Source organism: Synechococcus sp. OH2 (genome assembly GCF_047462155.1).
In the GTDB taxonomy this organism is placed as follows: domain Bacteria; phylum Cyanobacteriota; class Cyanobacteriia; order Thermostichales; family Thermostichaceae; genus Thermostichus.
Window position 1 is genome coordinate 4,379 of sequence record NZ_JANSIR010000007.1, and the last position, 7,992, is coordinate 12,370.

Annotated in this window: 8 protein-coding genes and 1 pseudogene; 3 read left to right on the plus strand and 6 right to left on the minus strand. The window is 61.3% G+C overall.

Annotated features, from left to right (window positions below; translation table 11 throughout):
• Both NW835_RS00420 and NW835_RS00425 read right to left on the minus strand, forming a co-directional pair.
• Positions 1-485 (minus strand): annotated as a pseudogene (locus tag NW835_RS00420) (hypothetical protein); the annotation flags it as partial.
• A gap of 18 nt (positions 486-503) precedes the next feature.
• Positions 504-1,181, minus strand: a complete 678-nt coding sequence (locus NW835_RS00425; protein WP_414370457.1) for a hypothetical protein — start codon at positions 1,179-1,181, stop codon at positions 504-506.
• A gap of 127 nt (positions 1,182-1,308) precedes the next feature.
• Between NW835_RS00425 and NW835_RS00430 the strand changes: the two genes are divergently transcribed.
• Positions 1,309-1,692: a hypothetical protein gene (locus NW835_RS00430; RefSeq protein ID WP_414376423.1), complete on the plus strand. Its 384-nt coding sequence runs from the start codon at positions 1,309-1,311 to the stop codon at positions 1,690-1,692.
• Between the two features lie 19 nt (positions 1,693-1,711).
• On the opposite strand, the gene NW835_RS00435 is transcribed toward NW835_RS00430, so the two are convergent.
• The gene (locus NW835_RS00435) at positions 1,712-2,827 is read right to left on the minus strand and encodes an aldo/keto reductase (RefSeq protein WP_414414231.1); all 1,116 of its coding nucleotides are present in this window, start codon (positions 2,825-2,827) and stop codon (positions 1,712-1,714) included.
• Between the two features lie 82 nt (positions 2,828-2,909).
• Positions 2,910-4,199, minus strand: coding sequence for a cysteine desulfurase (locus tag NW835_RS00440; RefSeq protein ID WP_414414232.1), 1,290 nt, complete (start codon positions 4,197-4,199; stop codon positions 2,910-2,912).
• Between the two features lie 143 nt (positions 4,200-4,342).
• On the opposite strand from NW835_RS00440, the gene NW835_RS00445 reads away from it, so the two are divergent.
• Positions 4,343-4,561 (plus strand): hypothetical protein, encoded by a 219-nt coding sequence (locus NW835_RS00445; RefSeq protein ID WP_414364163.1) that lies wholly within the window; start codon positions 4,343-4,345, stop codon positions 4,559-4,561.
• 107 nt (positions 4,562-4,668) lie between these two features.
• Complete coding sequence (gene psb35 / locus NW835_RS00450) at positions 4,669-4,965, plus strand: photosystem II assembly protein Psb35 (RefSeq protein WP_414414233.1); 297 nt, start codon at positions 4,669-4,671, stop codon at positions 4,963-4,965.
• Positions 4,966-5,076: 111 nt separating this feature from the next.
• On the opposite strand, the gene NW835_RS00455 is transcribed toward psb35, so the two are convergent.
• Positions 5,077-6,216 (minus strand): glucose-6-phosphate dehydrogenase assembly protein OpcA, encoded by a 1,140-nt coding sequence (locus tag NW835_RS00455; RefSeq protein ID WP_414414234.1) that lies wholly within the window; start codon positions 6,214-6,216, stop codon positions 5,077-5,079.
• Positions 6,217-6,341: 125 nt separating this feature from the next.
• A complete protein-coding gene (locus NW835_RS00460; protein ID WP_414365743.1) occupies positions 6,342-7,940 on the minus strand; it encodes a glucose-6-phosphate isomerase in 1,599 nt (532 codons plus the stop codon).
• Positions 7,941-7,992: the final 52 nt, after the last annotated feature.

Consider the following 7,992-nt stretch of genomic DNA (forward strand, 5'->3'; position numbering starts at 1 on the left):
AGCAGCTTGGCCAACTGTTGTCTATCCTCCTCATCCCCCACCACTTGGCCATACTGGAGAGACTCCGCGGCAGCCCCTGCCATCCAAAACAGGCCGTAGCGCTCTAGATCTGCCCAGGGGATGCCCCCCTGGGCTTCCCAGGTGCGCATGGGGGCTTGATCCAGCTCCACTCCCCCGTAGCCGGGGATCCCGTGTCGGAAAGCCTGCCAGGGGCCCAGCACGTAGCCGCGCAAGGGGATCCCTAGCAGGTGGGCCACCAAAAGGTGTCCTGCCTCGTGGCAGATGACCCGCCGCCGATAGGCTGGAGAAGCCCAATCCAGGAGCGCGCCCAGCAACCCTGAGAGCCGCCCCCCAAAGGCCACTTGTTCGACAATCACCAAGCCCACCATCCCAGACAAAGGTAGAGCCAACCGCGGCCCCAGGGCTGCCGACACCACCAAGGCCGCCACGATCCAAGCCGCGCGGGTGATTCCAGCCTCCGACATCGCTTGCCTCCGACCTCCCTATGCTTTTGCCTCCGGTCCTAGCTCGAGCGCCAGCAGCTCGTCGGCCAACTCCAAAAACGCCTCCCGATCCAGATAGGAGACATCTCCCACCCATTCCCCTAGCTTGACCACGTAGACTTCGCTCAAGGTCGGCCGGCGCCGCAGATCGCGCGAATAGGCCTTCACCAGCGCCAGCACCGATTGTTTTTTAACAATTCGCCGGTAGCGGGGATCGTCCCTGGCCCGCACTCGGTAGAGGACTCCTGTTTCATCGCCAATTTCCATCTCAAACTGGCGCTCGCGCACTTCTTCGATATAGAGTTGCCCGTCTTCACCCACCTTTTCCCGCTCTTCCACCACCACCTCATAGCGGCGGGTGCTCAACACCTGCCCAAAAAACAGTCCTCCGTACGGGATCTCGCGAAAGGCTAGCTGCCGGCGGGAGATGGTGTACAGCGGCCCCCACAGAAAGGGATAGAGCAACGAGAGAAACCCCGCCAGAAAGGAGACCGCCCCCAGGAAGGATCCCTCGCCAAAAGCGCGAGACAGCACCAGCAGCGCTACGCCCACCAAAATGGCTGTAATGATCCGGCCTACGCTGTTGAGGGCATCGCTCCAGTAAGCTGCGTACTGGAGCCGCGTAGGCACCAGCGGGATCACCGACTCGCACTCTTCTGGGGTGAGCTCCAACAACATGCCCTGGGATCCTCAAAACATCCAACTCCACCCCTTTACCTGCTGAGGGTGGGCCAGACCCCATCTTAGAATGAGACAGGGAAGCTCTGCTGCCCTTGCCGCTCCTCCTAAGTGCTGCCAAGCTCCCATGGTGCCCGGATCCCAATTTTCTTCGACCATCAGACAGCAGGTGACCCAGTTGGACGAGGGATCTCGGCGGGACAAGGCGTGGCTGGGAGATGCAGTGCTGAGCCTATTTGCCCGCCAGTGGTTGCTCGGCCCACCGCCCGACTGGCAGGTGCCTTCCCCTCCCGGCTGCGATCTTAGCCGCGCCGAACTCTTCACCTGGCTCACTTCCAACCAATTTTTGTCGGCTCTCCGGGATCCCACCCAGGTGGAAGCAGAAATCGGCCTCATCTACGAAAGAGAAGGCCTCCCGGCAGCCTTTGCCTACATTCAGGAACAGCTACTGCCCTTGTTCGTGAGACAGGTACAAAACCGCACCAAAACCCTGCGCGGCAAACGGCGCTAGAGTCTTGAACTCCCCTCTCTCACTCCCACAGCCGCCGGATGGGAGAGCGGTGCAAAAGGCGGTGAGTTTCCGCCAACAACTCTGGGATCGGCAGGTGCTCCGGACAGCGGGGCAGACAGTCGCCGCACTCGCTGCAGCGGTCGGCAGGCACTCCTGGAAACCAGTGCCCCGCCTGGCCAAACATGTTGTAGCGGTACTGGGCAAACTCGGTCATCTCATGGGCAATGGCCAAGTTGCGCAGCCGCAGCACCTCTGGGATGTGGAGCCCTTCTGGGCAGGGCAAGCAGGCATAGCACTGGCTACAGCGACTGGATCCCAGGCGTTCTTGCTCTGCTTGGCGCAGCCGCTCCTGCACCTGCAGGCCCTCTGTCCACCAACGCTCGGGATCCCGCAGGGCTGCCAGGGCTGTCTGCAGCTCGCTGGGATGGGTAACGCCCAAACTAAGGGTATGGATACGGGGATCCGCCAGCAAAAAGCGGTAGGCAAACTCCAAGGGGCTAAAGGGCGCACAGCTCTCCTGCAGGCGCTGGGGCGGGCGGTAGAGCATCCCCCCCTTGTCGGCGGGGGAGATGATGAACACCCCCATATCCTGCTGGGCTGCCGCCTCCAGGGCCGCGGCATTGCGCTGCTGGAAAAAGTGGTAGTGCAAATTCACAAAGTCAAAATGGCCTGTCTGGATGGCCTGCAGGATTAGCTCCAGGGATCCATGGGTGGAAAAGCCGATGTAGCGCACCAGGCCCTCCTGCTGCGCCTGCCTAAGGAGCGGCAAGCCCTCCTGCAGTACCCACTCCAGGTGTTCGGGTAGGTTGATGCCGTGGAAGGCAAACTGATCCAAGTACTCCACCCGCAGCCGCTGCAGGGATCCCTCCAGCCGTTCCCGCAGCCTCTCGCCAGGCGTGAGCTTGGTGGTTAGGATCAAGCGCTGCCGCGGCACCGCCAGACTCTGCAAGATTTCCCCCAAAAGCACCTCGGCCTGGCCGTAGGCCTGCGCCGTTTCTAGGTGGTTGATCCCTGCTTCTAGCGCCGCTGCCACCGTGGCCTGGGCCTGTTCTGGTGGCACGTTGACCAGGCGCATACTGCCCAAAGAAAAAGCCGACATGAGCTGCTGCGTGCTCCCAAAGCGGCGGTAGAGCATTGGGGAGCTCCCCCCGCTTTCCGGCTCAGCTGGGCGATGTGGGCTCAGCATCGACTTCCTCGGCGATGGACCCCCCGCACCTTTACCCCAAGGCTTCTCTGAAAAACGCCACCGCCTCTGCCAGCACCTCCAGGAAGCGATCCACCTCGGCCAGGGTGTTGTAGAGGTAAACGCTGGCCCGGGCTGTCGACTGCACCTGCAAGTGGCGGTGTAGCGGCTGGGTGCAGTGGTGGCCAGCCCGGATGGCAATCCCCTGCTCATCCAGCAGCGTGGACAGATCGTGGGGGTGAATGCCCTCCACCGCAAAGCTGACCAGCCCTGCCCGGCGCGCCGGATCCTTGGGACCATAGACTGTAATGCCTGGAATGCCCTGGATCCCTTCCAGGAGGCGAGCGGTTAGCTTTTGCTCATGGGCATGCACGCGCTCTAGCCCAATCTGGCTTAAGTAGTCGACGGCTGCCCCCAAACCCACCGCTTGGGCAATGGCCGGTGTGCCTGCCTCAAACTTGTGGGGGATATCGGCATACGTGGCGTGATCCCAGTCCACCTCGGCAATCATCTCGCCCCCACCCAAAAAGGGCGGCATGGCCCGCAGCAGCTCCCGTTTGCCGTAGAGCACCCCAATGCCTGTGGGACCGCACATCTTATGGCCAGAAAAGGCCAGCCAATCGCAATCCAGGGCCTGCACATCCACTGGCATGTGGGGCACACTTTGACAGGCATCCAGAAGCACCTTAGCCCCATAGTGATGGGCTAGCTCAATCACCTCCTGAACAGGGTTAATGGATCCCAGCATGTTGGAGACGTGGGTCACCGCCACCAGCCGGGTGCGATTGCCGAGTAAAGAGCGGTAGTGCTCCAGATCCAACTCACCCTCGGCCGTGATGCGGATGAACTTGAGGCAGGCCCCCGTCTTCTGAGCCACGAATTGCCAGGGGATCAAATTGCTGTGGTGCTCCATCACCGACAGGATAATCTCATCCCCCCGCTCTAAGGTGCTCATGCCCCAACTGTAGGCCACCAAGTTAATGGCCTCACTGGCGTTGCGGGTGTAGATGAGCTCCTGCGGGGAAGGCGCATGGACAAAGCGGGCAATCTTCTCCCGCGCCCCCTCGTAGGCCTCCGTAGCTTCGTTGCCCAGGGTATGCACCCCCCGGTGTACGTTGGCGTTGCTGTGGCGGTAGTAGTGATCCATTGCCTGCAAAACCGCCAGCGGCTTCTGAGAAGTGGCCGCGTTGTCAAAGTAGATGAGCGGCTGGCCGTTGATCTGGCGCTGCAGGATTGGAAAATCCAACCGCACCTGGGCAGCTAGGTCGGCAGCGGTGTCAAAAGCCTGTTCCAGCTTGGGAGAAGAAAGAGGGGATACCGCCATAGTCTGCGCAGAAGCCTACCTCCCTCAGTATGGCATTGCTCTGGCCAGCCGCCCCGAAAACTCTCCCTTGCCGGCAGAAGAGAGTTGTCACGGACTGTAATTTGATGTTAAGTTTGTTTACATCCAGTTACAAGGCATCACCTATGCAATCCTCTCCTAGGATCCCTTCTCGCCTCGACTCCGCTTCTGTGGCCCAATACTACGACACCACCAACGACTGGATCCCGGGCTGGACGGAGCAAGCGGAGCGTTGGAATGGCCGCCTGGCCATGGTGGGTTTGGTGATCAGCGTTGCCACAGAGGCACTGGTGGGCCACAGTGTTTTCGCCACCACTCTTGCCCAGTGGCTGGGACTGCAATAGTTCAGAACCTCGTTTTACGCAAACGCCGGGTCGGGCCTCCTATCTGGGGGCTGCCCGATCGGCTCACCACTCAAGCTGTTGGCTTTTCGACTCAGCAGAACAGGCCGATGACACTCGACAACCCCTTCTTTCCCTACATTGCCGTTATGGTGAGCGGGCTGGTGGCTGCTATTGCCATCGGTTCGATAGCTTTCTTCAACTCCAAGCGCCCTGCGGGCTGGGAGGGTGCTGCCCGTCCGCGATATGTGCCTCAGTACGAGGCTCCGCCCACGTGGGAAATTGGCTGGACTGAGCAAGCTGAGCGGTGGAACGGGCGTTTGGCCATGCTGGGATTTGCCATCAGCATTGCAGTGGAAGCGCTGGTAGGCCACAGCGTGCTGGCTTCTGTCCTAGGGCTGCGCTGAGCTGGCTTCAACAGGAAATCTCTCAAGGTGGCCTGAGAAGTCAAGGCTTTCGCTGGCCAAACGGGGAGTTGCAAGACCCTTGCGAAGGAGTTTGGGACTCTACCCTGTCCTTTAGCTTCTCTGCAACTTGAGGATCTGGGCCACTACCCCCAGGGTTTCTTCGTAAAGATAGTCGGGGCCAGGCCGCTGCAACTCGGCAGCCAGGAGCGTTTCTAGGGAATCGTGCTCCAGGGGGGCCACCTGGCGAACCACGCATCTCTGGGCACCTCCCATGGCCTCCATGCGCATGCACCCCGTGGTTTCCGAACAGAGCACGGTGCAGGCGTCAACTTCCTGGTTGCTGGAGGTGAGGCGCAGCCCGATGAGATCCCCCGGCTGGCTCATTTCGGAAGCCAAAGGTACGGCAGCCAATTCTGCCCTCACCTCGCTTCCTGTTTGGGTTTGGAAGCGGATGCGGTCAATCTCATAGTCATGTTCCTGAGTCTGGGCTCGCTCGGTGGGCGTCCACCCTAGCCGGCTGGCTAGCCAGCCCAAGAAAAGGAGAGCCTGGCAGGGATTGCCGGCTTTGTAGTCAATCGTTACCTGATCTATCCAGTACAGCGACTCCCGCCGGTCGGGGGGATCGAAGGCTTGGGCAGTAAGCTCCTGCCAGGGCAGCAGCCGGCGCCAGTTGAGATCCCCGCAGTGGTGGCCCTCGCGGATGAGAAGGTCCATTTCCTGCAGGTCTTCCTCAGGATTGACAAAGCCTCGCGAATCGACAATGACCCGGTTGCTCAGGGCCACCAACTTTTGAAACAGCAAGCTGTTTAAGTCCAGGTTTCCTTGCCACCACAAGAAAGTGGGCAAGTTGGGGATCAGTAGCGAGGCAACAGTACTGCAAGCCCGTACAAGAGCTGCTTCCGGCGCTTTCAGGGTGATGTATTCGCAACACACCAGTGAGCTGCGCTGCTCACGGGTCACCGGGCAATAGGCGGCTACCTGGGCCTCGATGGCGTCCTCTGCGGCTCCCTCCCGTTTGGCCCGCAGGTCGATGACGCGGCAGGGGTTCTGGGTGGCGATGGCCTCGACGGTAGGCGAGGGCAGCAACAGGGCATCGTCTAGCGATTCATACACCACCAGGGTAAAGGTGGCGGCGCGGGCAGCGACGCTCTCTCCTTTGGAAGACCAGATCTTGTTCAGCTCCTGCTCAATGTCCTCGATGGAGACATCTTTTGGGGTTTGTAAAGGCAGGACGGCGGCAGGTTGATCCATCGTCTCCTCCTGCAGTGGGCTCTTGCTCAATCCTAGACAGGTAGGCCGGCTGCTCTGGAGGAGCTTAAGGTGAGGTACAGATTGGCCGGCTCCAGCCCTCGCACCCCATCCAGGCAACAGCAGGCTTAGGCGGGCCGGGGCTGGATGCTCAGCTCCAGCGGTCGACCGGGATCCCCCACCAAAACCAAGCCGCGGCCATTGGCATGCAGATGACGCACAATCCAGTACAGCGTTTCGACGCGCTCCGGGCAGCCCAGTTTTTCCGCCAACTGGGGCAAGGTCAGGGATCCCTTTTGCTCTCGCATCACCTCCAGCACCTGACGCTGGAGCTGCAGGACGGCGTTGGCTGCTTTCTTGCCCGCTTCCACCCCCGGCTGGTGGTAGGCGTTGACCTGGATGAGAGAGGCGTAGAGGCCCACTGCCCGTTCGTAGAGAGCAATCAGGGCTCCCACGGAGCGGGCATCCACCCGCGGCAGGGTTACGGTAATGGAGTCGCGCCCGTTTTCGTAGAGGGCTTGGCGGGTGCCCTGCAGCAGGCCGTCTAGGTAGTCGCCACTGGTTACCTCGGGCTCTACAAAGGGGGAAGGGATCCCGGGCTCGCGATCCTGGAGCACCTCGATGAAGGTCACAAAGAAGTTGTTGAGACCATCCCGCAGCTGCTGCACGTAGGCGTGCTGATCCGTGGTGCCCTTGTTGCCGTAGACGGTTAGGCCCTGCTCCACCAGGTTGCCCTTTAGGTCGTGGGACTTGCCCAGGGATTCCATCACCAACTGCTGCAGGTAGCGGCTAAACAGCGCCAGGCGATCTTTGTAGGGTAAAACCACCATATCCTTGCGCCCCCGCCCCTCGCCGACGATGTACCAGGCCATGGCCAAGAGGGCAGCGGGGTTGCGCTCCAGATGGGGTACGCGGGTGGCCTCATCCATGGTGGCGGCCCCGGCCAGCAAAGCCCGGATATCAATCCCCTGCAGCGCCGCCGGCAACAGGCCTACCGCCGAGGTTTCTGACGTGCGCCCCCCCACCCAGTCGAAGATGGGAAAAATTGCCAGCCACCCCTCCTGCCGTGCCTGCTGCTCCAATTGGCTGCCAGGCCCAGTGATGGCCACCGCATGAGCAGGAAAGGGGATCCCGGCCTTCTGGTAGGCCAGCGCCACCTCCACCAAGCCATTGCGCGACTCAGGTGTGCTGCCGGACTTGGAGGCAACAATTACTAGGGTTTGTCCCAGTTTGTCCGCTAGCCGCCCCAGCACGCGATCAAACCCGTCGGGATCCGTGTTGTCGATGAAGTGGATGTTCAAGGGCGGCTGCAGCGGAGCCAGGGCCTCGGCCACAAACTGCGGCCCCAGGGCCGATCCGCCAATGCCAAGCCAGAGCAGCTCGGTGAAACATCCTCCCCCACTAGCCGGGATTGTGCCGCGGTGGATCTTTTCTGCAAAGGTCTCCACCTGTTCAATACACTCCTGAATTGCCTGCCGGATCTCCGGCGTGGGGGCCAGCTCTGGCGACCGCAGCCAGTAGTGGCCCACCTGGCGGCCTTCGTCGGGGTTAGCGATGGCCCCGGCTTCTAGAGCCTGCATCTGGGCAAAGGCCTGGGCAAAGAGAGGCCGCAGCGCCTCCACTTGGGCAGGGGTAAAGCGGATGCGGCTGATATCCACAAAAATTTCCAGCTCAGGGTGGTAGTAAAGCCAATCGCAGTAGCGCTGCCAGAGTTGGAGGCTGTCCATGGGATCCCTGCTGCCAAAGCCGTAACCAGCTTACCAAAGCCGCCCCGCTGGG

Bases quoted from the DNA above. Each gene is read 5' to 3' on its own strand.
- NW835_RS00445 (WP_414364163.1), top strand. From the start codon at position 4,343: ATGCAATCCTCTCCTAGGATCCCTTCTCGCCTCGACTCCGCTTCTGTG.
- NW835_RS00425 (WP_414370457.1), bottom strand. From the start codon at position 1,181: ATGTTGTTGGAGCTCACCCCAGAAGAGTGCGAGTCGGTGATCCCGCTG.
- NW835_RS00455 (WP_414414234.1), bottom strand. From the start codon at position 6,216: ATGGATCAACCTGCCGCCGTCCTGCCTTTACAAACCCCAAAAGATGTC.
- psb35 (WP_414414233.1), top strand. From the start codon at position 4,669: ATGACACTCGACAACCCCTTCTTTCCCTACATTGCCGTTATGGTGAGC.
- NW835_RS00435 (WP_414414231.1), bottom strand. From the start codon at position 2,827: ATGCTCTACCGCCGCTTTGGGAGCACGCAGCAGCTCATGTCGGCTTTT.
- NW835_RS00460 (WP_414365743.1), bottom strand. From the start codon at position 7,940: ATGGACAGCCTCCAACTCTGGCAGCGCTACTGCGATTGGCTTTACTAC.
- NW835_RS00440 (WP_414414232.1), bottom strand. From the start codon at position 4,199: ATGGCGGTATCCCCTCTTTCTTCTCCCAAGCTGGAACAGGCTTTTGAC.
- NW835_RS00430 (WP_414376423.1), top strand. From the start codon at position 1,309: ATGGTGCCCGGATCCCAATTTTCTTCGACCATCAGACAGCAGGTGACC.